This is a genomic window from Streptomyces sp. NPDC020681 (assembly GCF_044334895.1).
Classification (GTDB): Bacteria; Actinomycetota; Actinomycetes; order Streptomycetales; family Streptomycetaceae; genus Streptomyces.
On the sequence record NZ_JBIRTX010000017.1, the window covers coordinates 64580 to 89051 of the forward strand.

Annotated in this window: 25 protein-coding genes; 14 read left to right on the top strand and 11 right to left on the bottom strand. The window is 69.8% G+C overall.

The genetic code is table 11. The features are described from left to right. Positions 1–13 precede the first annotated feature (13 nt). Positions 14–2857: an FAD-binding and (Fe-S)-binding domain-containing protein gene (locus ACH4YL_RS31340; protein WP_398510852.1), complete on the bottom strand. Its 2844-nt coding sequence runs from the start codon at positions 2855–2857 to the stop codon at positions 14–16. 232 nt (positions 2858–3089) lie between these two features. On the opposite strand from ACH4YL_RS31340, the gene ACH4YL_RS31345 reads away from it, so the two are divergent. Next, positions 3090–3755, top strand: a complete 666-nt coding sequence (locus ACH4YL_RS31345) for a GTP-binding protein (protein WP_398510853.1) — start codon at positions 3090–3092, stop codon at positions 3753–3755. Between the two features lie 107 nt (positions 3756–3862). Continuing rightward, positions 3863–4981 carry a phosphoserine transaminase gene (serC, locus tag ACH4YL_RS31350; protein WP_398510854.1) on the top strand — a complete coding sequence of 373 codons (1119 nt, stop codon included), beginning with the start codon at positions 3863–3865 and terminating at the stop codon, positions 4979–4981. 73 nt (positions 4982–5054) lie between these two features. Here serC and ACH4YL_RS31355 read toward each other — a convergent pair whose 3' ends face one another. Continuing rightward, positions 5055–5420, bottom strand: a complete 366-nt coding sequence (locus tag ACH4YL_RS31355) for a hypothetical protein (protein WP_398510855.1) — start codon at positions 5418–5420, stop codon at positions 5055–5057. A gap of 172 nt (positions 5421–5592) precedes the next feature. Between ACH4YL_RS31355 and ACH4YL_RS31360 the strand changes: the two genes are divergently transcribed. Then, a complete protein-coding gene (locus ACH4YL_RS31360; protein ID WP_398510856.1) occupies positions 5593–6771 on the top strand; it encodes a serine hydrolase domain-containing protein in 1179 nt (392 codons plus the stop codon). 61 nt (positions 6772–6832) lie between these two features. On the opposite strand, the gene ACH4YL_RS31365 is transcribed toward ACH4YL_RS31360, so the two are convergent. Together ACH4YL_RS31365 and ACH4YL_RS31370 are read right to left on the bottom strand one after the other, a co-directional pair. Continuing rightward, positions 6833–7660, bottom strand: a complete 828-nt coding sequence (locus tag ACH4YL_RS31365; protein WP_398510857.1) for an ABC transporter permease — start codon at positions 7658–7660, stop codon at positions 6833–6835. Then, positions 7657–8634, bottom strand: coding sequence for an ATP-binding cassette domain-containing protein (locus ACH4YL_RS31370; protein ID WP_398510858.1), 978 nt, complete (start codon positions 8632–8634; stop codon positions 7657–7659). Before ACH4YL_RS31370 ends, ACH4YL_RS31365 begins: the two co-directional genes overlap by 4 nt. Positions 8635–8733: 99 nt before the next feature. Between ACH4YL_RS31370 and ACH4YL_RS31375 the strand changes: the two genes are divergently transcribed. Then, positions 8734–9546, top strand: a complete 813-nt coding sequence (locus ACH4YL_RS31375) for a TetR/AcrR family transcriptional regulator (RefSeq protein WP_398510859.1) — start codon at positions 8734–8736, stop codon at positions 9544–9546. Positions 9547–9577: 31 nt separating this feature from the next. After that, entirely contained in the window at positions 9578–9967 is a 390-nt protein-coding gene (locus ACH4YL_RS31380) for a PPOX class F420-dependent oxidoreductase (protein ID WP_398510860.1), read from the top strand. A 13-nt stretch (positions 9968–9980) separates the two neighbouring features. On the opposite strand, the gene ACH4YL_RS31385 is transcribed toward ACH4YL_RS31380, so the two are convergent. Further along, entirely contained in the window at positions 9981–10955 is a 975-nt protein-coding gene (locus tag ACH4YL_RS31385) for a WD40 repeat domain-containing protein (RefSeq protein WP_398510861.1), read from the bottom strand. Between the two features lie 102 nt (positions 10956–11057). Here ACH4YL_RS31385 and ACH4YL_RS31390 point away from each other — a divergent pair, with 102 nt between their 5' ends. From ACH4YL_RS31390 to ACH4YL_RS31400, 3 genes are all read left to right on the top strand, one after another. Then, on the top strand, positions 11058–11744 hold the full coding sequence (locus tag ACH4YL_RS31390) for a GDSL-type esterase/lipase family protein (RefSeq protein ID WP_398510862.1): 687 nt from the start codon (positions 11058–11060) through the stop codon (positions 11742–11744). A 102-nt stretch (positions 11745–11846) separates the two neighbouring features. After that, positions 11847–12287 (top strand): CBS domain-containing protein, encoded by a 441-nt coding sequence (locus ACH4YL_RS31395; protein WP_398510863.1) that lies wholly within the window; start codon positions 11847–11849, stop codon positions 12285–12287. A gap of 481 nt (positions 12288–12768) precedes the next feature. After that, positions 12769–13365 (top strand): flavodoxin family protein, encoded by a 597-nt coding sequence (locus tag ACH4YL_RS31400; protein ID WP_398510864.1) that lies wholly within the window; start codon positions 12769–12771, stop codon positions 13363–13365. Positions 13366–13527: 162 nt separating this feature from the next. Here ACH4YL_RS31400 and ACH4YL_RS31405 read toward each other — a convergent pair whose 3' ends face one another. Both ACH4YL_RS31405 and ACH4YL_RS31410 read right to left on the bottom strand, forming a co-directional pair. Next, positions 13528–13992: a hypothetical protein gene (locus ACH4YL_RS31405; protein ID WP_398510865.1), complete on the bottom strand. Its 465-nt coding sequence runs from the start codon at positions 13990–13992 to the stop codon at positions 13528–13530. 237 nt (positions 13993–14229) lie between these two features. Then, positions 14230–14733, bottom strand: coding sequence for a carboxymuconolactone decarboxylase family protein (locus ACH4YL_RS31410; protein ID WP_398510866.1), 504 nt, complete (start codon positions 14731–14733; stop codon positions 14230–14232). Between the two features lie 23 nt (positions 14734–14756). Here ACH4YL_RS31410 and ACH4YL_RS31415 point away from each other — a divergent pair, with 23 nt between their 5' ends. Together ACH4YL_RS31415 and ACH4YL_RS31420 are read left to right on the top strand one after the other, a co-directional pair. Then, positions 14757–15272, top strand: coding sequence for a MarR family winged helix-turn-helix transcriptional regulator (locus ACH4YL_RS31415; protein WP_398510867.1), 516 nt, complete (start codon positions 14757–14759; stop codon positions 15270–15272). A gap of 87 nt (positions 15273–15359) precedes the next feature. Continuing rightward, positions 15360–16346, top strand: coding sequence for an aldo/keto reductase (locus ACH4YL_RS31420; RefSeq protein ID WP_398510868.1), 987 nt, complete (start codon positions 15360–15362; stop codon positions 16344–16346). A 139-nt stretch (positions 16347–16485) separates the two neighbouring features. Here the strand turns inward: ACH4YL_RS31420 and thpR are convergent, their stop codons facing one another. From thpR to ACH4YL_RS31435, 3 genes are read right to left on the bottom strand one after another with little or no spacing between them, the layout of a single operon-like run. Next, entirely contained in the window at positions 16486–17055 is a 570-nt protein-coding gene (thpR, locus tag ACH4YL_RS31425; RefSeq protein WP_398510869.1) for an RNA 2',3'-cyclic phosphodiesterase, read from the bottom strand. 59 nt (positions 17056–17114) lie between these two features. After that, complete coding sequence (locus ACH4YL_RS31430; protein WP_398510870.1) at positions 17115–18473, bottom strand: MFS transporter; 1359 nt, start codon at positions 18471–18473, stop codon at positions 17115–17117. A 25-nt stretch (positions 18474–18498) separates the two neighbouring features. Beyond that, on the bottom strand, positions 18499–18942 hold the full coding sequence (locus ACH4YL_RS31435) for a MarR family winged helix-turn-helix transcriptional regulator (RefSeq protein WP_398510871.1): 444 nt from the start codon (positions 18940–18942) through the stop codon (positions 18499–18501). A gap of 155 nt (positions 18943–19097) precedes the next feature. Here ACH4YL_RS31435 and ACH4YL_RS31440 point away from each other — a divergent pair, with 155 nt between their 5' ends. Then, complete coding sequence (locus ACH4YL_RS31440; RefSeq protein WP_398510872.1) at positions 19098–19280, top strand: ribbon-helix-helix protein, CopG family; 183 nt, start codon at positions 19098–19100, stop codon at positions 19278–19280. Between the two features lie 57 nt (positions 19281–19337). Here ACH4YL_RS31440 and ACH4YL_RS31445 read toward each other — a convergent pair whose 3' ends face one another. Continuing rightward, positions 19338–20789: an NCS2 family permease gene (locus ACH4YL_RS31445; RefSeq protein WP_398510873.1), complete on the bottom strand. Its 1452-nt coding sequence runs from the start codon at positions 20787–20789 to the stop codon at positions 19338–19340. A gap of 183 nt (positions 20790–20972) precedes the next feature. Between ACH4YL_RS31445 and ACH4YL_RS31450 the strand changes: the two genes are divergently transcribed. The 3 genes from ACH4YL_RS31450 to ACH4YL_RS31460 all read left to right on the top strand — a co-directional run bounded on the left by ACH4YL_RS31450 (position 20973) and on the right by ACH4YL_RS31460 (position 24459). Then, positions 20973–21287: a DUF2530 domain-containing protein gene (locus ACH4YL_RS31450; RefSeq protein ID WP_398510874.1), complete on the top strand. Its 315-nt coding sequence runs from the start codon at positions 20973–20975 to the stop codon at positions 21285–21287. Between the two features lie 88 nt (positions 21288–21375). Further along, positions 21376–23835, top strand: coding sequence for an HAD-IC family P-type ATPase (locus tag ACH4YL_RS31455; protein WP_398510875.1), 2460 nt, complete (start codon positions 21376–21378; stop codon positions 23833–23835). 30 nt (positions 23836–23865) lie between these two features. Next, complete coding sequence (locus ACH4YL_RS31460) at positions 23866–24459, top strand: hypothetical protein (RefSeq protein ID WP_398510876.1); 594 nt, start codon at positions 23866–23868, stop codon at positions 24457–24459. Positions 24460–24472 lie beyond the last annotated feature (13 nt).

Here is a 24472-nt window from a genome sequence, read left to right on the forward strand (position 1 = left end):
GACGGCGCACGCCTCACCCGTTCAGACCTTCCGCCAGCACCTCCGCCACGTGCCTCGCCCGCCTGCCCTGAAGCTGCTCCAGCTGCGTCCGGCACGAGAACCCGTCCGCGAGCAGCTCCGCCCCGTCCCCCGCCGCCCGCACCGCCGGCAGCAGTTGGTCCTCCGCGCACGCCACCGACACCTCGTAGTGGCCCTTCTCGAAGCCGAAGTTGCCCGCCAGGCCGCAGCAGCCGCCGCTCAAGTCGCCTTCCAGGCCCGCCCGTTCCCGCAGGCGGCGGTCCGCGGCGTCGCCCAGAACCGCGTGCTGGTGGCAGTGGGTCTGACCGGCGACGGGCCGGGAGATCAGCGGCGGCGTCCAGTCCGGGGCGCATTCCTCCAGTGTCTGGGCGAACGTGCGGACGGACGCGGCCAGTCGGGCCGCGCGCGGGTCGTCGGTCAGGAGTTCTGGAAGGTCCGTCTTCAGGGCCGCCGCGCAGCTCGGTTCCAGGACCGTGACCGGGACGCCCAGGTCCAGCAGGGGCTCCATGGTGTCGAGGGTGTGGCGCATGACGGTTCGGGCGCGGTCGAGTTGGCCCGTGGAGACGTAGGTCAGGCCGCAGCAGACCCGGCCGGGCGGGAGCGCGAGGCCGATGTCCGCCGACTCCAGGACCTCGACCGCCGCCCGGCCCACCGACGGCGACAGGTGGTCGGTGAAGGTGTCCGGCCACAGGACCGTCGTGCGGTGGGAGGAGAGGACCTGCGTACGGTCGCCCAGGTGCCCGCGCAGCCACGCGCGGAACGTCTCGGGGGCCAGCACCGGGAGCGTGCGCTCCGGCGCGATGCCCGCCACCCGTTTGGCGAGCCGGGCCAGCGGACGGATCCGCGCCGCCGCGTTCACCACCGGGGCGTACGGAGCGGCCAGCCGCAGCCATTGTGGCAACCGGCCCATCGCGTAGTGCGACGCCGGGCGACGCCGGCCCGCGTAGTGGTGGTGCAGGAACTCCGCCTTGTACGTGGCCATGTCCACGCCCACCGGGCAGTCGCTGCGGCAGCCCTTGCACGACAGGCACAGATCGAGCGCGTCCCGCACCTCCGCCGACTGCCAGCCGTCAAGTACGACCTCGCCCGCCAGCATCTCGTGCAGCAGCCGTGCCCGCCCGCGGGTGGAGTGCTGTTCCTCGCCCGTCGCGCGGAAGGAGGGACACATCACGTCGGATCCCGAAGAAGGACCTGACACACGGCACTTGGCGACTCCGACACACCTGCGCACCGCGCTCCCGAAGTCACCGCCATCGTGCGGATAGCCGAACTCCACCTCCACCGGCACCCGCGGCAGCACCGCGAAGCGGAGGTTCTCGTCGAGCCGGGAAGGACGGGCCAGCATGCCCGGGTTCATGGCGCCCGCCGGGTCCCACAGGTCCTTGAAGCGGCCGAAGAGGGCGACCAGTTCGTCGCCGTACATCTTCGGCAGCAGCTCGGCGCGTGCCTGCCCGTCGCCGTGCTCGCCCGACAGCGAGCCGCCGTGCGCGACGACGAGGTCGGCGACCTCCTCCGAGAACCGCCGGAAGGCCCGTACACCCGCGGAGCTCATCAGGTCGAAGTCGATCCGGACATGAATGCAGCCGTCGCCGAAGTGCCCGTACGGCGTCCCGCGCAGCCCGTGCTGCGCCAGCAGCGCGCGGAAGTCCCGCAGATACGCGCCCAGCCGGGCCGGCGGCACCGCGCAGTCCTCCCAGCCCGGCCAGGCCTCGCCGCCGTCCGCCGTGCGCGTCGCCGTGCCCGCCGCGTCCTCCCGGATCCGCCACAGGGAACGCATCCCGGCCGGATCGTCGACGACCGCGCCGTCCAGCGCGTCAGCCGCCCGTACGATCCCGGCCGCCCGCTCCCGCGCCTCGGCCGGCGAATCGCCGCCCGTCTCCACGAACAGCCAGGCCGCGCCGCGCGGCAGGCCCTGCTCGCCGCGCACCAGGTCCTCGGCCATGCCCTCGACCGTCAGCGGGCCGTACGGCAGAAGTCCGGCCGCCGCCTCGGCCGCCGCGCTCTCGTCCGGGTAGCCGAGCACCGCCAGCGCGCGGGCGCGCGGGGCGTCGACCAGGCGCACGGACGCCTCGGTCACCACCCCCAGCGTGCCTTCACTGCCGCAGAACGCCCGCGCGAGGTCGACGCCGTTCTCCGGCAGCAGTGCGTCCAGCGCGTAGCCGGAGATACGGCGCGGCAGCCCGGTCGGAAAGCCGGTCCGCAGCAGCGCGAGATTCCGGTCGATCAGGCCACGCAGGCCGGCCGGAGAGCCGCCGTCCCAGCCCTGGGCGACATCAAGAGCACTGCCGCCGTAGGTGAGCACCGACAGGCTCCGCACATTGTCGGCGGTCGTGCCCCACGCCACCGAGTGCGCGCCGCAGGAGTTGTTGCCGATCATGCCGCCGAGGGTGCAGCGGCTGTGCGTGGACGGATCGGGCCCGAAGGTCAGCCCGAGCGGCCGTACGGCGTCCCGCAGCGTGTCCAGGACCACGCCGGGCTGTACGACGGCGGTGCGGGCGTCCCCGTCCACGGAGACGACGGCGTTCATGTGGCGGGTGAAGTCGAGCACCACGCCGATGCCGGTGGCCTGCCCGGCGATCGACGTGCCCGCGCCGCGTGCCACCACAGGTACGCCGTGCTCCCGGCACACCGCGAGCGCCGCGGCCACGTCGTCCGCGTCGCGCGGGGCCACGACGCCGACCGGCACGCGCCGGTAGTTGGACGCGTCCATGGTCGTCAGGGCGCGGGCGGCCGCGCCGAAGTCCACCTCGCCGCGCACGGCGTTGGCCAGCTCCCGCGCCAGCCCGCCCGCGTCCGAACCCTGCCGCGCGTCCTGCCGTTCCTGTCGCTGTTCCGCCATGTCTCCCAGGATGCCCGCGTCACCGTCCGGGTCACTCTCGTCACACCGTCGGGAAAGATGCCAGTTGAGGACGCCGCATTACGTCAGCCCTTGGCAAAGCCCTCGGGAACTGCCCATAGTGATCGCCAACTCTCCTATAGTGACTGCCACTTCACCAGGAACAGACGGCTCCAGTTATGCCCCCGCCACCCCCCGGAAGGCAACACTCGATGACCGGCACCGCCCAGAACCGATGACCCGCGGCACGCGGGCGGTCCCCCCGGCGCGGCTCCACCCCACGCCCGCCGGGACGACCACGGACACCACGGACACCACGGACATCGACGCCACCGACATCGATGTCCTGGACTTCAACGCCCTGAAGATCGTCGTCGTGGGCGGCTTCGGGGTCGGCAAGACGACGATGGTCCGCTCCGTCAGCGAGATACGCCCGCTGCACACCGAAGAGGTGATGAGCCACGCGGGCCGCAGCCTGGAGAACACCAGCCGGGTCAGCGGAAAGAGCGCCACGACCGTCGCCTTCGACTTCGGCCGGATCACGATCGACGAGCGCACCATCCTGTATCTCTTCGGCGCCCCGGGCCAGGACCGCTTCTGGTTCCTCTGGGAGCGCCTCTTATCAGGCACAATCGGCGCGGTCGTCCTCGTCGACACCCGCTCGCTCACCGACGCCTGGTACGCGCTGGACCGCCTCGAACACCACGGGATGCCGTACATCGTCGCCGTCAACGACTTCGGCGGCCCGCTCCACAGCGACGAACAGATCCGCGCGGCGCTCGCGCTGGCCCCGGACGTGCCGCTGGTCGAGTTCGACGCCCGCGACCACTCCTCGAGCAAGTTCGTACTGATCGCGCTGGTCGAGCATCTGCACGAACTGTCGCTCCACAAGAAGGACTGACGCACCGGCGCCGGCACCGGGGACTGACCAGGTCGGGGGCCTCGCGCGCCGTCTCATCCGCCGGACCACGTGTCCGCCTCGACCCGGGACCGGATACGCTCCGGAACGTGGCTGATATCCAGATTCCCGCTGACATCAAGCCCGCCGACGGCCGTTTCGGCGCGGGCCCCTCCAAGGTGCGGACGGAGGCGCTCGACGCGCTGGCCGCCACCGGCACCTCCCTTCTCGGCACCTCCCACCGCCAGGCCCCGGTCAAGAACCTGGTCGGCGCGGTGCGTGAGGGTGTACGCGAGCTGTTCCAGCTCCCCGAGGGCTACGAGGTGATCCTCGGCAACGGCGGCTCCACCGCGTTCTGGGACATCGCGACGCACGGACTGATCGAGAACAAGTCCCAGCACCTGACCTTCGGCGAGTTCTCCTCCAAGTTCGCGAAGGCGGCGAAGCTCGCGCCGTGGCTGGCCGAGCCGACCGTCATCAGCTCCGACCCCGGCACCCACCCGGACCCGCAGGCCGAGGCGGGCGTCGACGTGTACGCCTTCACCCACAACGAGACCTCGACCGGCGTCGCGGCCCCGGTCAAGCGGGTCGCGGGCGCCGACGAGGGCGCGCTGGTGCTGGTCGACGCGACATCCGGCGCGGGCGGCCTGCCGGTCGACATCGCCGAGTCGGACGTCTACTACTTCGCGCCGCAGAAGTCCTTCGCCTCCGACGGCGGCCTGTGGATCGGCGTCTTCTCGCCCGCGGCCCTGGAGCGCGCGGCGCGCATCCACGGCTCGGGCCGCCATGTCCCGGAGTTCTTCAGCCTGCCGACGGCGATCGACAACTCGCTGAAGAACCAGACGTACAACACCCCGGCGCTGGCCACGCTCTTCCTGCTGAACGAGCAGCTGAAGTGGATCAACGACCAGGGCGGCCTGGAATGGTCGGTCGGCCGCACCGCCACGTCGTCGCGGACGCTGTACGGCTGGGCCGACGCGTCCAAGTACGCGACACCGTTCGTGGTCGACCCGGCCAAGCGGTCGCAGGTCATCGGCACGATCGACTTCGCGGACGAGATCGACGCGGCGGCGATCGCGAAGACGCTGCGCGCGAACGGCATCGTGGACACGGATCCGTACCGCAAGCTGGGCCGCAACCAGCTGCGGGTGGCGATGTTCCCGGCCGTGGACCCGGCGGACGTCGAGGCGCTGACGGCGTGCATCGACTACGTGATCGAGAAGCTGTAGTACGCAAAGACACAGAGACGGGCCCGGTGGCGTGACGCTGCCGGGCCCGTACTCGTACGGATGCAGCGCCGGGTCACCCCATCTGCGCCTTGACGTGGTCGATCACCTTGCGGAACTCGCTGGTCGGTGAGAAGTCCAGAAGCTCACAGTCCTCAAGCGCCTCCGGGACGTGCCCGGCCGGCCAGTAGAAGGCCTGCCCGCCCTCGTAGACCTCCTCGCCCGAAGCGGTCCGCAGCTTCAGTCGCCCGCTGAACAGGTATCCCCAGTGCGGGCACTGGCACATGTCGTCGGGCAGGCCCTTCATGGCCGGGCCCATGTCCGTGCCCTTGGGGAGCCTTATGAACGCGACGGTCGTGTCGCCGCCGACTTCCTTCATCCGCAACTCCACGCCGCCGCCCTCGAGCGCGACAGGAGCCTCGTCCCGCGTGGTTGCCGCCATGGTTCCTCCAGATGCCTCGATACCTCCGGCCTCCCTCCTTCCAGTCTCGTCCCGGCCATGCGAACGCGCCCGGTGTGCGGCACGTCGGCCGGATGGACCAGCAGCACGGGCAGCACGGACCGGGCCACCCGACGCTGAGTGGTGCGACCCCGCTCACGTCAAGGAGATCCCCGTGCCACTGCATCCCCGGCTCCCCGCCGTCGCCCTGCTGGCTGCCGCCTGCCTCGCGGGCCTCGTGTCCGCACCGGCGCAGGCCCGCGACCAGGACCACAACCACAACCACAACCAGCACCATGACTCCCTCGACCAGCAACTGGAGGAACTGGTCCGTACGCCCGGCGGGCCGCCCGGAGTCATCGCCCTCCTGCGGCGCGGGGACCACACCGAGGTCCACCGCGCCGGCGTCGCCGAGGTCGGCACCGACCGCGCGCCGGAGCCGACCGACCACATGCGGATCGCGAGCGTGGCCAAGGCCTTCAGCGGGGCCGTCGCCCTGGATCTGGTCGACAGCGGCCGGCTCAGCCTCGACGACACGATCGGGAAGGTGCTGCCCGCGCTTCCCGAGGCCTGGCACGCCGTGACGCTCCGGCAGCTGCTCCAGCACACCAGCGGTCTGCCGGACTACACCACGTCCCCGGAGCTCCAGGAGATCCTGCGGACGGACCCGCACCATGTCTTCGACTCCCGCCGCCTCCTCGACTTCGTCGCCGGTGAGCCGCTGCTGTTCCCGCCAGGCTCGCAGTACCAGTACTCGAACTCCGACAACATCGCCGTGGCCCTGATGGCCGAAGCGGTGACGGGCCGCCGGTACGAGGAACTGCTGAAGAAGATCGTCTACCGCCCGCTGGGCCTGCGGAACACCAGCCTTCCGCAGGGATTCCGCATCCCGGAGCCGTATCTGCACGGCTACGACGTCGTCCCGCCGAACCCGCCGGAGGACATCAGCACGCTGCTCGGCGCGTCGGGTGTCTGGGCGTCGGGCGGCATCATCTCGACCCCGGCGGACATGACCAGGTTCGTCAGCGCCTACGCGAGCGGCGAGTTGATCTCCCGGCCGACCCATGAGCAGCAGCTGACGTGGGTCGACGGCGCCTCCGAGCCGGCGGGCCCCGGAGTCAACGCCGCCGGGCTGGCGATCTTCCGCTACACCACCCGCTGCGGTGTGGTGTACGGCCACACCGGCAACTTCCCCGGCTACACCCAGCTGGTGGCGGCGACTCCGGACGGACAGCGCTCCCTGACCTTCTCGATCACCACCCATGTGAACCAGACCAACAAGCCGGAGCTGCTCGCCGAGCTGCGGAACATCCAGGAGAACTTCGTCTGCGCCCTGTTGAAGAAGAAGCACTGACGGTTGGGGCGCCGGGGCCTGTCTTCCGGCCTGATCCGGAAGACAGGCCCTGGGGAGTGTCCTAGCGGCTGAGCCGCTGGAACCGCCGTACCGCCAGCGGCAGGAACACCGCCGTCACCACCAGCGGCCACACCACCGCCATGAGCAGCGCGTGCTCCTGGATCCAGCTGCCGTCGCCGGCGACCGGGTTGCCGAACAGTTCGCGTGTCGCCGCCGCCGTCGACGAGATCGGGTTCCAGGCGGCGACCGCGCCCAGCCAGTCCGGCATGGACGACGGCGGCACGAAGACGCTGGAGATCATCGTGAGCGGGAAGACGACGGCGTACAGCCCGCCGGCCGCCTCCGGGCTCGGCACGAGCAGCCCCAGCCAGACGCCGACCCAGATCAGTGAGAACCGCAGCAGCACCAGCAGCGCGAAGGCACCTGCCGTGCCCAGAAGTCCGCCGTCCGAGCGCCAGCCCATCGCGAAGGCCGTCGCCGCCAGGATGGTGAGCTCGGCGCAGGCCACGATCAGATCGTTGCCGCCGCGCCCGGCGACCACCGCGGACGGCGCCATCGGCATCGAGCGGAAGCGGTCGATGACGCCTTTCGACGCGTCGGTGACGACGGCGATCGCGGTGTTCATGAAGCCGAAGGCCATCGTCATCACGAACATGCCGGGCATCAGGAAGTCGCGGTAGTCGCCGCCGCCGGGCGGCTTCATCGCGCCGCCGAACACATAGCCGTACAGCAGCACCGAGACGATCGGGAAGCCCAACTGCCAGGCGATGTACGAGGGTTGGCGCCGGTAGTGGGTGAGGCCGCGGCGCACCACGTTCCAGCTGTCCATGACCGCCCAGTACAGCCGGCGCTCCTCGTCCTCCTGCCTGTGCAGTTCGATCGCGCTCATGCGGCCAGCTCCTCGTTCGTCTCCGTACGGTGTCCGGTCAGGCGCAGGAAGACATCGTCCAGGCTCGGCCTGCGCAGCCCGATGTCCTCGGCCTCGATCCCTTCGTCCTGCAAGGTGCGCGCGACCTCGGTGAGCGCCGCCACCCGGTCCGTCACCACCGCGTGCACCCGCCGCTCCGACCCGACCGTCTCCGGTTCGCCCTTCGCGACCCGCGCGACCGCCTTGACCGCGGCCGCCAGGTCCGCCGCCTCGCCGACCACGACCTCGATCCGGTCGCCGCCCACGGTGTTCTTCAGCCCGTCCGGAGTGTCGTCGGCGATGGCCCGGCCCTGGTCGATGACGGTGATGTGGGAGGCGAGCTTGTCGGCCTCGTCCAGGTACTGCGTGGTGAGCAGCACGGTCGTGCCGCCCGCGACCAACTCCCGTACCGCTTCCCACACTTCGCCGCGGCCGCGCGGGTCGAGTCCGGTCGTCGGCTCGTCGAGGAAGAGGACATCGGGCGCGAGGATCATCGAGGCGGCGAGATCCAGCCGGCGCCGCATGCCGCCGCTGTACTCGCCGACGCCCTTGTCCGCGGCATCCGCCAGGTCGAACTGCTCCAGCAGCTCACCGGCGCGCAGCGCGGACCGCCGCCCGCCGAGATGGAAGAGCCGGCCGAACATCTCCAGGTTCTGACGTCCGGTCAGCAGCTCGTCCACGGCGGCGTACTGGCCGGTGAGGCCGATCCTGCGGCGTACGCGACGGGGGTCGCGCGCCACGTCGACGCCGGCGACCTCGGCATGCCCGCCGTCGAACCGCAGCAGGGTCGCCAGCACGCGTACGGCGGTGGTCTTGCCTGCGCCGTTCGGCCCGAGCAGGCCGTGCACGGTGCCTCTGCGCACGGCGAGGTCGAAGCCGGCGAGCGCGCGCTTGTCGCCGTATCTCTTCTCGATGCCTTCGGCCCGTACGGCGTATTGGTCGGCGTATTCGTCCATGACCCCTCCTGGTGACGCTCGGCCAGTTAACTGAGTACAGTGTACTCATAACAGAGTACGCCGTACCCAGTTATTTTCCGGAGGCTTAGGCTGAAGCCCATGACGACGACGGAAACCAGCGGCAGCGGCGACATCTCCCGCAGCCTGGAGCTCCTGTGGGGCACGGGCGAGCGCCCTTCCCGCGGCCCCAAGCCCGGCCTCACCCTGGACCGGATCGTGACGGCCGCGATCGAGGTCGCCGACGCCGAGGGCCTGGCCGCCGTCTCGATGCGCCGCCTCTCCACGGAACTGGGCACCGGCACGATGTCGCTGTACCGGTACGTCCCCGGCAAGGCCGAGCTGCTCGACCTGATGCTCGACCGCGTCCAGGGAGCCCCGCCGGCCGCGGTCAAACCCGAGCCGGCGGACGCGGACTGGCGCGCGGCCGTCGAGTCCCTGGCCCGCACCGCCCTGGCGCTCTACCGCGCACACCCCTGGCTGCTCAAGGTCAACCAGGCCAGAACGGTCCTCGGCCCGAGCGCGCTGCGCGGCCTGGAACTCTCACTGGCCGGGCTGCGGGGCATGGGCCTGGCCGACGCGGAGCTGATCTCCGTGATCATCGGCGTGCAGAGCTTTGTCGTCGGCATCGCACAGATGGAGGCGCAGTCGGCGGAGGCCGCGGAGGAGACGGGCCTGAGCCACGAGGCGTTCTGGGAGAGCCAGCGGCCGTTCCTGGAGAAGGCCATGAAGAGCGGCGAGTACCCGCTGATGGCACAGCTGGACGAGGACACGTTCAGCGTCGACTTCGACCACTTCGGGTTCGGGCTGCGGAGGCTGATCGACGGCCTCGAGGTGCTGGTGCGGCAGCGCGCGGAGGGTGCGGCGGGTGGGCAGGGTGCGGAGGGTGCGGACAAGCCCGACGCGACGGGGTGACGCGGCAGGCGGGACGTGCATACATGGACGCATGGACACCACCCCGGAACTCACCCGCTTCGACAAGCAGTGGGCGGTCCTGCTCACCAGCTACAAACGGGACGGCACCGGCGTCGGCACCCCGGTCAGCATCGTCGTCGAGGGCGACCACGCATATGTGCGCACCTACGCGAAGGCCGGAAAGGCCAAGCGGATGCGGAACAACCCGGAGATCGAACTCGCCCCTTCGACGGCGCTGGGCAAGCCGACCGGCCCTGCGGTCAAGGCACGGGTGCGGCTGCTGGACCGGGACAGCGAGGAGTCCCGTCACGCGGCGAAGGCGCTGGCGCGCAAGTACCCATTCATGCACGGCGCGCTGGTCCCGTTCGCGCACAAGGTGAAGCGGGACAGGACGCTGCACTACGAGGTGCGCCCGCTGTAGTCGCCCGGCCGCCTCAGTCGCGGCGCAGCAGCCGCTTGATGCCCAGCACCAGCGCGGTCGCGCCGACCAGGACGATGGCGCCGTAGGTGAAGCTGCTCCTGTCGCTGCCGCCGTCGTCCGCGGCCGGACTCCCGTCCCCGGACGGTGAGTTGCCCCCACGGTCGGACTCCGAGTCGTCCCCCAGCGCGACCCGCTTCACCTCGCTCTGCTCACCCTCCGAGCCGAACATCAGCGCCTTGCCGTCCACCGTGTACGTGACCGACTCCGCCTGCCCCTGAATCGGCGCGCTCACCCGGTGGTCGGCGCCGAGCCCGCCGTTCTCCCACGCGTACCCGCGTGCGCTGAAGTACGAGCGCAGCACCAGTTCCTTCCCGTCCGGCGAGAAGGCCCCGTCCGTCACCCACGGCACCTCCGCGATCCGCCGGAAGGTGTTCGTCCCGGACGAGCTGAGCCTGGCGGGCCCTTCGTACAGTCCGCCGCCGTCCTCGTTCTTCGAGGCGATATAGACCCGCCCGGTCTTCGGATGCACCATGAGCGCCTCGGCGTTCCGCGCCCCGTCCGCGTACTTCACGGTGTACTGCGTCGCGGTCACCGTCAGGTCCTTGAGCGCCTTCGGCTCCGGGAACTTGTAGATCCAGACATGGCTCCAGCTGCCGTTGAGGTTGTCGCCGATGTCGCCGACATACACGTTCCCGTCCGGCCCGACGGAGATCGCCTCCATGTCCCGGGGCTTGCCGACGCCGCGCAGCGTGACGGTCGCGAGCGTCTTCCCGGTCTTCGAGTCGACGGCGAAGACCCGCGGCTCGTCCTGGTCGTTGTGCGTCCAGTACACCCCGGGGTGCGCCCGGCTGGCGGCGAGGCCGCTGGACTCCGTGATCCGCGAGTCCTCGATGGTGAACGCGTCGCCGTCGTCGGCGGAGGCCGGCAAGGGGGCGGCGAGGAGGAGGACGAGGGCGGCGGCACCGGTGACGTACGGAAACGAACGCATGGCCCAAGCCTGCCACCTCGCGCCCGCACACCCCGCGCGCCGCCCTGCCAGTGGTCAGCCTCACATCGCAGGTGAGGTGCTTGATCGGCCATGATGGCGCCCATGCGTTTCATGTTCGTCGGCGACTCCATGACCATCGGACGCGCCGGCGACTACACGTGGCGCTACCGCATGTGGCAGCACCTCGCCGCATCCTTCGACGGCCCGTACGAGATCGTCGGCCCGCGCAGCGGCCTGTACGACGCGGCCACCGACGCCGCGCTCTCCCACGACTACGCCACCCCGGACTTCCCGGCGCCCGCCCGCCGCCATCTCGCGGGCTGGGGCGAGGGCTGGCTCCACATGGCGCCGGTCATCCGGGAGGAGGTGCTCGCCCGGGACGCCGACATCCTGCTGGTGTCGCTGGGCCTGATAGACCTCGGCTTCTACACGGACAGCACCCAGACCGCGCTGAACGCCCGCCGCTTCGTCGCCGAGGCCCGCGCCGCGAACCCGCACATCCGCATGGTCCTGCTGCCGGTCATACCGAACATCCGGGCCCACACGGACGCGCCCTTCGCCGCCGAGTGCGACCGCTTCAACGAACTCCTCGCGAAGGCGGTGGCCGACCTGGACGAGCCGTCGTCGCCCGTGCTGCTGGCGTCCCGCCCGGAGTCGTACGACATCGGCGCGGACACCTACGACGGCACGCATCCCGGCCCGTCCGGGGAGCACAAGCTGGCGGCGGCGTTCGCCGGGGCGATGCACCAGGCGTGGGGCCTGGGCGGGCGGTACGAGCCGGCGCGCTGACCGGGCCGGCGGCGCACATCCCTGCGGCCCCTCGTGCGGATGCGCACCGGGCGGAGGAGGATGACGGTGACAGAGGCCGTCCCCAGAACGCGGGAGTAAGCCATGGCCAAGAACAAGCAGCTCACAGCAGGCGACATCATGACCGCGGGCGTACAGTGCGTCGGCGCACACCAGTCGTTGCGCGAAGCGGCGGTGATGATGCGCGACATGAACGTCGGCTGTATGCCCATCTGCGGCGACAACAACCGGCTCACCGGCCTGATCACCGACCGCGACATCGTCGTCGGGTGCTGCGCCGAGGGCATCGACCCGGCAACGGTCCAGGCGGGCTCGCTCGCCGGAGAACTCCACTGGATCGACGCGAACGCGGGCGCCGACGAGGCCCTGTCGACGATGGAGGAGCACCAGATCAAGCGACTGCCGGTGATCGACGTGAAGGGCGGCCACAAGCTGGTCGGCATGATCACGGAGGCCAACCTGGCGAGGAACCTCACGGACGCGCAGATCGCGGAGTTCGCGACCAGGGTGTACGCGGGCGCCTGACGAGTCGGGACATCCTGCTTCACGGAACGTGAGGACACGATCACCGCACGCCACGCTAACCGTGTCGCGCAACAACTCCGGTTCCACGAACGGAACTTCGATTGACGGTCGCGACCGCCGGTCCGGCGGCCACGTCAGCCCGTCCGGCGCGGGCACCCCGACATACGCGAGCGCACCCGCACCCCGGCTCAGGGTCCGTACGCCCGCCGGCCACACGTGCCCGGTCGCGCTTTGCGGAGCCAACAGGAAGTACATGTACCGCTCGCCCGTCGCCTGCCGGACGATCGGCCCGGCGCGGAAGTCCGTGAACTGCATGAGCTCGTAGGCCACTTGCTCGGCCAGTACGCCGGGGATGCGTACGGCATCGACGCACGGGTCCCGGAATGCCGGCCGGTGAATGACGGTTGGAAGCAGGACACCAACCGCAACCCGGGGCCCGGCAGATGTCGAGGAACGACCCGGACCGAATCCGGAGCACGCCATGCCACGTTCGTTCCTGTTTCTCCTCGGCAGCGCCCGCCCGGAGGGCAACACCCAACTGCTGGCCCACGCCGCGGCGGACCAACTGCCGGACGACACAGAACAACAGTGGCTCGACCTGACGCAGCTTCGTCTGCCCGACTACAGCGACGCGCGTCACGCGAAGGACGCCTGGCGGGAGGAAGGGAGCGACGAAGCGCTGTTGTGGGAAGCGACGCTCGCCGCCACCGACATCGTGATCGCCTCTCCGTTGTACTGGTACTCCGTCTCGTCCTACACCAAGCGCTATCTCGACTACTGGTCGAAGTGGCTGCGCACTCCGGACCCCGGTTTCAAGGCGAAGATGGCTGGGCGCACTCTCTGGGGCGTGACGGCGATGGCACACCGCGAGGAGGAGCTCGCCGAGCCGCTGATCCTCACCCTGCATCACACGGCGGCCTACATGGGCATGCGATTCGGCGGTGTACTGCTCGGCAACGGCTCCGAGCCGGGGCAGGTAGTCGGCGACGAGCGGGCGGCCGTCCGGGCCAAGACGTTCTTCGCCCAGGACGCGCCCTTCGCCCAATTCCCCCTCGCCGAGCAGCGATCCTCCGACTGAAGCGCTTGTCACGCCCGCTGCCCGTCACCCGGCCCTGCCACGCAGGTCGGTCCAGCACATCAGAGCGACCAGCAGGGTGCCGCCGACCGCCCCGGTGAACAGCGGGTGTTGAGGCGGGAGCGGCGGCCTCCCGCAGCCGGCTGCCGCCGCCCCCTCGGTACGTCAGAACACGAACGGGCCCGGGCTCTGCGGCGACGTCGCGTTGCATGTCGCCGTGATGCCGAAGACCACGACCGTCAGCGACTTCCCTTCGAGGCTGTCGCCCGCGGCGACCGTGCCGTTCAGTGGGCCGGTGGAGACCGCGCTGCCCGCCGGGATCGCCGGGTTGGAGTTGCCGGTGAACGTCGCCGTGTCGGTGCCGTTCTTCGTCAGGGTGAGGGTGGAGTTGACGGAGTTCGCGGAGATCGGGATGGGCGCGGTGATCGCCGAGGTCGAGACGGTGATCGTCGCCGCCGTACCGTCCTGCGTGGCCGTGAGCGTCGCCTCGCCGGAGCCGAACGAACCGCAGTCGAACGACAGGGTTGCCGTCGTCGGCTCGACCGCCGTCGCCACGGGAGCCATGGCCAGCGTGCCTGTGGCCAGCGCGCCTAAGAGGACGGCGCCGACGGAGAATTTGCCATGCTTCATGAGGGGGTCCCGCCTTCATGTGGGGGTTACGGGTTGACGTCACCGACTACCACATGCGGGCCGCGGCTCGCGGTATCCGGGGCTGGTGTGGGGTGGTGTGGGGTTCCCCGGCGGCTGATGGGCAGTCAGCAACAGGGTCATTGCGTCATGTCCACCTCAAGAAGACAAGGGATGCCTTCATGAATTCTGGCGCGCTACGGCCAAATCCGGCCGGGTTGCAACGTGCCGCCGGCGGACTTACGCGCGCACGAGCCGGTTCGCGAACGTCGACATCGTGTACGTGCCGATGCCCATGACCACCTCCAGCGCGTTCTGCTCGGTGTGACCGTGCGCCAGGAACGCACGCAGCTCGTCGTCGCCCACCGCCCCGGCCGTACGCAGCACCTCCAGCGTGAACTGCCGTACCGCTTCGAGCCGTTCGTCGAGCAGCGGCTCCCGCTCCCGAAGTGCCGTGATCAGCTCCGCGTCCGCGCCCAGCGACCGCAGCTTGCCGGTGTGCATCGCCACGCACACACGGCACTCGTTGCGCGCGGCGACGGTCATGACGACGACCTCGCGGGCGACCGGGTCCAGGGTGGTCTGCTCGAACATCGCGCTGAGCTTGAGGAAGCCGTCCAGGAGGTGGGGCGAGGAGGCGAGCCGGGCGACGGCCGGCGGGAGATGGCCGAGATGCTTGACGGTCGACTCCATGGAGCGGCGCGACGCGGCCGGGGCGGAGTCCAGGGTGTGCTCGGTGAACATGCAAGCCTCTTACAATCGACAACATGGTTGACGATGAAAAGGTAAACCAGGTTGTCGAATCGCGCAACGCCCTTTCCGACGTGCCCGGTTACGAGCTGCCCCTGCTCCTCTTCGCCGGGTTCCGCTCCCTCATCGACCGCCTCCACGCCGAACTCGCCCGCCAGGGCCACCCGGACGTGCGGCCCGCGCACGGCTTCGCGATGCAGGCGATCGGCGTCGAGGGCGCGACGGCGAGCGAGATCGGCCGGCGGCTCGGCGTCTCCAAACAGGCCGCGGGCAAGACGGTCGACCGCCTGATGACCCTCGGCTACGCCACCCGCGCCGACGATCCCGCCGACGCCCGCCGCAAACTCGTCCGCCTCACCCCGCACGGCCTGGACGCGCTGGCACGCTCGGCCGCGATCTTCGACGAACTGCGGGCCGACTGGGCGCGGACGCTGGGTGCGCGGCGGGTCGCCGAACTGGAGGACTCGCTGCGGACGGTGGTCCCGCCGGAGGCCTTCCGCCTGGACGCCGCGGGCTGGTTCGGCGGCGCGTAAGCGTTCTCGCGGCCGTGCCGTCCCCGGACGGCCCGGATTCCGCCCGCCCTTGCCTTGAGCGCGCTCGAAGGCGTTGGCTTGGTGCACATGAAGTACACGCAGCTCGGACGCACCGGACTCAAGGTCAGCCGCATCGTCCTCGGGACGATGAACTTCGGGCCCTTCACCGAAGAGGCCGAGAGCCACACCATCATGGACGCCGCGCTCGGCGCGGGAATCAACTTCTTCGACACCGCCAATGTCTACGGCTGGGGCGAGAACAAGGGCCGCACCGAGGAGATCATCGGCAGCTGGTTCGCCAAGGGCGGCGGGCGGCGCGACAAGGTCGTGCTCGGCACCAAGGTGTACGCCAACATGGCCGCGTCGGACAACGCCTGGCCCAACCACGACAAGCTGTCGGCGAAGAACATCCGTCGTGCCGTCGACGCCAGCCTGAAGCGGCTGGGGACCGACTACATCGACCTCTACCAGTTCCACCACATCGACCGGGACACGCCCGTCGAGGAGATCTGGCAGGCGATCGACGTCCTGGTCCAGCAGGGCAAGATCCTTTACGCGGGCTCCAGCAACTTCCCCGGCTGGAAGATCGCGCAGATGAACGAGACCGCCCGCCGACTCGGCTCGTTCGGCCTGGTCAGCGAGCAGTGCCTGTACAACCTCGAAGAGCGCCGCGCCGAGATGGAGGTCATCCCGGCCGCGCAGGAGTACGGCCTCGGTGTCATCCCCTGGTCGCCGCTTCAGGGCGGACTGCTCGGCGGAATCATCAAGAAGGAGGCCGAGGGCGGGCGGCGTGCCGGGCGGGCCGCGGAGGCACTGAACGACGCCGCGGCCCGTGCGCGGATCCAGGCGTACGAGGATCTGCTCGACAAGCACGGGCTGGAGCCCGGCGAGGTCGCGCTGGCCTGGCTGCTCACCCGGCCCGGGGTCACCGGGCCCATCGTCGGGCCGCGTACGGCCGATCAGCTGACGTCCGCGCTGCGCGCGGTCGAGCTGGAGCTGAGCGAGGAGCTGCTGGCCTCGCTCGACGAGATCTTCCCGGGTACGGGGCCCTCGCCGGAGGCCTTCGCCTGGTAACAGGCGACCGAACGGACGGCCGGAAGGCGGCCGTGGCCGGTCACTGACCGGCGACGGCCGCCACTGCGATGATCGCGAACATCAGCACAAGCACGACTGCCATGATCTGGTTTCTGGTCTTCGGGTTCACGCCACGAGGTTAACGCGCGCGTTCGAGTGGCCAGGACCCGACCGTCTCGTACCGCGGCTCCTCGCCCGGCACTCCGCTGACCGGCAGATTGCTGCGCACCAGCGCCAGCTCCCCGACCTGCCACGGCGCGCCCTCGAACGCGTCCAGCGCTTCGACGAACGGCCGCAGATCCGCATCCGCCCGGCTGCGCGCGATCGTCAGATGCGCGGTGTAGCGGCGGTGCTCCTCCATGCTGACCCCGGACCGGCGCGCCGCCGCGTCCGCGCGTTCCGCGAGCAGCCGCATCTCTTCGAGGCCGCCCGCCGCGCCGGCCCACAGCGCCCGCTTGCCGAAGTGGCCGCCGCCGTGGATCCGCAGCGGGAAGGACGCGGTCCGGTGGGCGGCCCGCCCGAGCCGCTCGTGCAGCTCGGGCAGCAGGCCGTCGTCCACCTCGCCCATGAAGGCGAGCGTGTAGTGCCAGCCGGGCCGGCCGGTCCAGCGCAGGCCGTCCGCATCAGGCAGGGTTCTCAACCGGTCGACGGCGAGGGCGAGTTCGTCGGCTGCCGCGGGAGGCGGCAGTACGGCGGCGAAAAGTCTCATGATCCGAGTCTTGCGCACCGCGGCCCGCGTATACAGAGCCGTATGCGCCCCGGGGCGACTTACGCCGCCGGCGCCAGGATCTCCCGCTCCTGCTCTCGCTCCGGCGTCCTCGGCACGAACTCCAGATGCTTGCGGCCCCTGCGCAGGTCCACCTTCAGCCGCAGTCCGCCGACCCGCGCGAGCATCACACCCACGCCGACCGCCGCGAGCAGCGAGACCGCGCCGCCGGCCGCGAAACCGATCCGCGGTCCGTACGCGTCGGTGAGCCAGCCGACGATCGGCGCGCCCAGCGGCGTACCGCCGACGAAGACCATCATGAACAGGCTCATCACCCGGCCCCGCATGGCCGGGTCCGTCGCCATCTGCAGGCTGGAGTTGGCGGTGACGTTGACCGTCAGGCCGAACATGCCGATCGGCACCAGCAGCACCGCGAAGATCCAGAACTGCGGAGCGAACGCGGCCACGACTTCCAGTACACCGAAGAGCACGGCCGCGCCGACCAGCACCCGCAGCCGCGAGGCGCCCCGCCGGGCCGCGAGCAGCGCGCCCGCCAGCGAACCGGCCGCCATCAGTGTGTTGAGCAGGCCGTACGTACTGGCGCCCGAGTGGTAGACGTCGTCGACGAAGGCCGAGAGCCAGATCGGGAAGTTGAAGCCGAAGGTGCCGATGAAGCCGACGAGCACGATCGGCCAGATCAGCTCCGGATGCGAGCGGACATAGGTCAGGCCCTCGCGCAGCTGGCCCTTTCCGCGCGGCACGCGCTCGACCTTGAACAGCTCGCTGTTGCGCATCAGCAGCAGACCGGCGATCGGCGCGAGAAACGACAGCCCGTTGAAGAGGAAGGCATAGCCGCTGCCGACGGCGGTGATCAGCACACCGGCGACGGCCGGGCCGACCAGCCGGGCGGACTGGAAGTTCGCGGAGTTCAGGCTGACCGCGTTGGCAAGCTGGTCCGGTCCGACCATCTCGGCGACGAAGGACTGCCGGGCCGGGTTGTCGACCACGGTGACCATGCCGAGCAGGAAGGCCGTGAGATAGACGTGCCAGACCTGGACATGGCCGGAGAGTGTGAGGGTGGCGAGCGAGAGACCGGTCAGGCCCATCGCGACCTGGGTCGCCAGCAGCAGCTTGCGCTTGGGCAGCCGGTCGGCGAGTACTCCGCCGTACAGACCGAAGAGCAGCATCGGCAGAAACTGCAGCGCGATGGTGATGCCGACGGCGGACGCGGATCCTGTCAGGGTCAGCACCAGCCAGTCCTGGGCGATGCGCTGCATCCACGTGCCGGTGTTGGACACGACCTGCCCGGTGGCGAAGAGCCGGTAGTTACGGATCTTCAGCGAGCTGAACGTGCCGGTAGGGGCGGTTTCGGCAATAGGGGACGGTGCGGGTGCGGAGTCTGCTCCGGGTCCCGTACTCAAAAGTGTCGCCTCCTTGGCGTGCTGGTCAGAGCTGTGCGAGCTTCTCCAGGACGGGGGCCGCAGCGCGCAGCTTGGCCCACTCCTCATCGTCGAGTCCTTCGGCCAACTGGGCCAGCCAGACGTTCCGCTTGCGGCGGCTCTTCTCGAGCACGGCCTCGGCCTGCTCGGTCTGGCTGACCACCTTCTGCCGGCGGTCGTCGGGGTGCGGCTCGAGCTTGACGAGTCCCTTGGCCTCGAGCAGCGCGACGATCCGGGTCATGGACGGCGGCTGGACATGCTCCTTGCGGGCCAGCTCACCGGGGGTGGCATGGCCGCAACGGGCGAGGGTGCCGAGCACCGACATCTCGGTGGGGCTCAGCGATTCGTCGACGCGCTGATGCTTCAGGCGTCGGCCCAGCCGCATCACGGCCGAGCGCAGAGAGTTCACGGCGGCGACGTCGATGTCATCGCCATGGGACAGGTCAGGCATGTTTGTTAGCATAACTCATTACCCAACCTAAAGACCAGTCGAGAGCCGAGTGAGATCGGCGGAGGTTACGGTCCAGATCGTTTGCTCACTCATATGAGTGAGACAGGTTCGGAAAGTGACACAGCCGCGACGAGCGTCCGGCAACCCTGGCTGACATGGGATCGACAGTGCTCAGCCTCCGCATAGACGGTGAGCTCCTCGACCGGATCCGCGGACATGCCGCCAGACGTGGAATGAGCGTCCAGGACTATGTGGTCCGGACGCTCATCCGCGATGACTTCGACGAACGCCTCAAGGTGGCCGTCGACGAGACAGAGAAGTTCTACAGCCTCACCTGAGGCCCCTTCGGGCTGCGTCAGGCTGCTTCAAGCCACCTCAAGCCGCCTCAAGCCGCTTTACGTGAGGCCGAGCGCCGGCATCGCGTAGTAGAAGACGAACACCGCGGAGACCACGTACATCGCGACGGGGACCTCGCGGCCCCGCCCAGCCGCCAGCCGCAGCACGCTGAACGCGATGAAGCCGATGCCGATGCCGTTGGTGATCGAGTACGTGAACGGCATCATCACCATCGCCAGGAACGCCGGGACGGCGACGGTGTAGTCGTTCCAGTCGATGTCCCGGACCGAACCGGCCAGGATCAGGAAGCCGACCGCCAGCAGCGCGGGCGTCGCCGCCTGGGACGGAACCATCGTGGCCAGCGGTGTGAGGAACAGCGCGACCGTGAACAGCCCACCGGTGACGATGGACGCGAGTCCGGTACGGGCGCCCTCGCCGACGCCCGCCGTGGACTCCACGAAGCAGGTGTTGGCGGACGCCGAGGTGGCGCCGCCCGCGGCGACCGCGATGCCGTCGATGAACAGCACCTTGTTGATGCCGGGGAATCGGCCGTCCTTGTCCATCAGCTTGGCCTCGTCGCCGACGCCGAGAATCGTGCCCATCGCGTCGAAGAAGCAGGACAGCAGCACGGTGAAGACGAACAGCACACCCGTCAGATAGCCCACCTTCCCGAAGCCGCCGAATAGGCTGACCTGGCCGATCAGGCCGAAGTCCGGTGAGGCGACCGGGTTGCCTGGCCACTCGGGCGTGGTCAGTCCCCAGCTCGGGACGGTCGCCACGGCGTCGATGATCATCGCGACGATCGTCATCACGACGATGGAGATCAGGATCGCGCCCGGCACCTTGCGGATGATCAGCGCGAGCGTGAGCAGCACACCGAGGGCGAAGACGAGAACCGGCCAGCCGTCCAGATGGCCGTTGAGGCCGAGCTGCAGCGGGACGGTGGTCTTGGCGATGTCCGGGACGCGGGAGACGAAACCGGAGTCGACCAGGCCGATCAGCATGATGAAGAGGCCGATGCCGATCGCGATGCCCTTGCGCAGACTGCGCGGCACCGCGTTCATCACACGCTCGCGCAGTCCGGTGGCGACCAGCAGCATCACGACGAATCCGGCGAGTACGACCATGCCCATCGCGTCCGCCCACGACATGCGCGGCGCGAGCTGGAGCGCGACGACGGTGTTCACGCCGAGCCCGGCCGCGAGCGCGATCGGGACATTTCCGATCACACCCATGAGCAGCGTGGAGAAGGCGGCGGTGAGCACGGTGGCGGTGACCAGCTGGCCGTTGTCGAGCTGGTGGCCGTACATGTCCTTCGCGCTGCCGAGGATGATCGGGTTCAGCACGATGATGTAGGCCATCGCAAAGAAGGTGGCGAATCCGCCGCGGACCTCGCGGGCGACGGTGGAGCCGCGCTGCGAGATCTTGAAGAACCGGTCCAGAGGGCTGGATCCCTGGTGACCGGGGACCGGCGGCTGGGAGTCGACCGAGACGGGGGCCGTGGGGGGCATGCGGAACCTCAGTCGTACGGAGATGAACACTTGGATGTTTGCACGAATAATTCAGGCCAATGGCAAACCGTTTCAGTATGAACACATGAGGGTGAGATCGCCATCTCCGCGCATAGACCCGTGTGGCGACTGCGGCGACCCGGCGCCCGAAGCCACCGGGACGCCGCCACCTACACTGTGCGCATGGCGAAGTGGACCCCCAGGCACGAGGCACCCGAACCCCTTGAGGGGCCGGTCGTCGCCACCATCACCGGCGGCACGATCATCTGGTTCGTCCTCTTCCTCGTCCAGATCCCCTTCTACAACTGGTTCGACGACCGCGACCTGATGTGGTGGGTGTGGACCTGTCTGGCCGGCGGCGGTCTCGGGCTGATCGGCATCTGGTACGTACGCGGCCGGGACGCCGCGCTCAAGCGCGCGGCGGCGGAGGCAGAGGCCGCGGACGCCTCGGAAGCCACGGAGTCGGGAAAGGCCTCAGGGACGACGGACGGTCCGTAGTGCCAGCGGACGATTCGCCTCATCCCCCGGTCTGATCCTCGGCCTACTCGGCGGGTGAAGCCGCGCCTCCCCCCGTACCGTCGAAACCATGACGCAGCGGGCGAGGATCGACACGGACGGCCCCGAGCAGGGCGGACCCACCATCGACGCGGGCGCCGAACTGGACCCCGTCCATCCGATGAAGCCACCCCAATCGGCCCTCGCACCACGGGCATCCGGGCTGACCGCCGCCGAGGTCGCCGAGCGGATAGCGCGCGGCGAGGTCAACGACGTACCCGTCCGCTCCTCGCGCTCCACCGTCGACATCGTCCGCGGAAACGTCTTCACCCGCTTCAACGCCATCATCGGCGTGCTCTGGGTGATCATGTTCTTTGTCGCGCCGATCCAGGACAGCCTCTTCGGCTTTGTCATCATCGCCAACACCGGCATCGGCATCATCCAGGAACTGCGCGCCAAGAAGACGCTGGACGGGCTCGCGGTCATCGGCGAGGCCAAACCGACCGTACGGCGCGACGGCACCGCCGCCGGGATCTCCACCTCCGAGATCGTCCTCGGCGACCTCGTCGAACTCGGCCCGGGCGACAAGGTCGTGGTCGACGGCGTCGTGGCCGAGGCCGAGAGCCTGGAGATCGACGAGTCGCTGCTCACCGGTGAGGCCGACCCGGTCCTCAAGCGGCGCGGCGACCAGGTGATGTCGGGCAGCTTCGTGGTCGCGGGCGGCGGGGCGTTCACGGCGACGAAGGTGGGACGCGAGGCGTATGCGGCGCAGCTCGCCGAGGAGGCGTCGCGCTTCACGCTCGTCCACTCGGAGCTGCGCTCCGGCATCTCGACGATCCTCAAGTACGTGACCTGGATGATGGTCCCGACCGCGATCGGGCTCATCATCAGCCAGCTGGTGGTGAAGGACAACAACTTCAAGGACTCGGTCGCGCGGACCGTCGGCGGCATCGTGCCGATGATCCCCGAGGGCCTGGTTCTGCTGACCTCGGTCGCCTTCGCGATCGGCGTGATCCGGCTCGGCCGCAAGCAGTGCCTGGTGCAGGAGCTGCCCGCGATCGAGGGCCTCGCCCGGGTGGACGTGGTCTGCCTCGACAAGACGGGCACGCTGACCGAAGGCGGCATGGACGTCACCGAGCTGCGGCCGCTGGGCGGTTCGGACGAGGACTACGTACGGAAGGTGCTGGGCGCGCTCGGTGAATCGGACCCCCGGCCGAACGCCTCGCTGAAGGCGATCATCGACGCGTATCCGGACAGCGATGACTGGCGGTGCACGGAGTCGCTGCCGTTCTCGTCGGCGCGCAAGTACAGCGGGGCCAGCTTCAGCGAGGGCAACGGCGAGAGCTCGACCTGGCTGCTCGGCGCGCCCGATGTGCTGCTGCCGTCGAACGACCCCGCGCTCGTCGAGATCGACCAGCTCAACGAACAGGGCCTGCGGGTGCTGCTGCTCGCCCGTGCGCAAGGGGAACTGGACGCGCCGTCGGTGGCCGCCGGCGCGAAGCCGGCCGCGCTGGTCGTCCTCGAACAGCGGCTGCGGCCCGACGCGTCCGACACGCTCCGGTACTTCGCCGACCAGAGCGTCGCCGCGAAGGTCATCTCCGGCGACAACGCGGTGTCGGTGAGCGCGGTGGCCGGAAAGCTCGGTCTGCCTGGCGCCCAGAACACGATCGACGCCCGCCAACTGCCCGCGGAACAGTCCGAGATGGCGAGCGAGCTGGACGCCAACTCGGTCTTCGGCCGCGTCACACCGCAGCAGAAGCGGGACATGGTCGGCGCGCTCCAGTCCCGCGGGCACACGGTGGCGATGACGGGCGACGGCGTGAACGATGTCCTCGCCCTGAAGGACGCGGACATCGGCGTCGCGATGGGCTCGGGCTCCGAGGCGACGCGGGCGGTCGCTCAGATAGTGCTGCTCAACAACAGCTTCGCGACGCTGCCGTCGGTGGTGGCGGAGGGCCGCCGGGTGATCGGCAACATCACCCGCGTGGCGACCCTGTTCCTCACCAAGACCGTCTACTCGGTACTGCTCGCCATCCTGGTGGTCTGCTTCCAGGTCGAATATCCCTTCCTGCCACGGCACTTGACGCTGCTGTCGACGCTGACGATCGGCGTGCCGGCGTTCTTCCTGGCGCTGGCCCCCAACAAGGAGCGCGCGCAGCCGCACTTCGTCCGCAGAGTGATGCGGTACGCCATCCCGGCCGGTGTCATCGCGGCGGCGGCGACCTTCGTGACGTATGTACTGGCCCGCTCCTACTACAGCGGCCCGGGCTCCCTCGACGCCGAGACGAGCGCGGCAACGCTCACGTTGTTCCTGGTCTCCATGTGGGTCCTCGCGATCATCGCCCGCCCCTACACATGGTGGCGGGTGTGCCTGGTGGCGACGATGGGGCTGGGCTTCCTGATCGTGCTGGTGGTGCCGTGGCTACAGGAGTTCTTCGCGCTGAAGCTGGTGGGCACGACGATGCCGTGGACGGCGGTGGCGATTGCGGCGGCGGGCTCGGCGCTGCTGGAGGTCGCGTGGCGGTGGGTGGACAGACGGGTTCCGGCGTAAAGCGGGAGCGGGGGTTGGATAATCCCCCGCGTGAAGCGACTCATAGCGGCTGCGGCCGCCTCCGTGCTTGTCCTCCTGACGACGACGGGCTGCGGTGAGGAGCGGGCCGCCGATACCGCGGCGTCTGCGTCTGCGTCTGCGTCTGCGTCTGCGTCTGCGTCTGCCTCCTACGAGGCCGAGCGGAAGGCCGCGAAGGCGAAGCACGACCGGATGTTCAAGGACGTGGCGGCCATCTGCTCGGACGTACTGCCGAGCGTGTCACCGACTGTCTCGGAGCCGCCGCCGACGGACCCGGAAGCGGCGAAGTTCGCCGAGAACCACGCGTTCAAGCAGCAGCGTCCGATGACGGCCGACGCCGCTTGCCGCGGGCAGGCTCACGCGAAGCGCATCGCACCGGCGCTCGAAGGCGTACACGACGAGCCCGCCCTGCTCGCCGCGCTGGCCCGGCTCGGCTACCCGAGCACGGACGTCGAGGTCTACCCGGCGACCGGCGCGCTCGGCTTCACCTTCAGCGTCCCGGAGTCCGGCCCGTGCATCACGGGGCTCCTGAGCACAACCCCGGATGTAGAGGCCCACGGCCACTACATGGAGGGCGGCTGTATGGAGCCCAAGGGCGGCCACTGACCCACGTGGACCG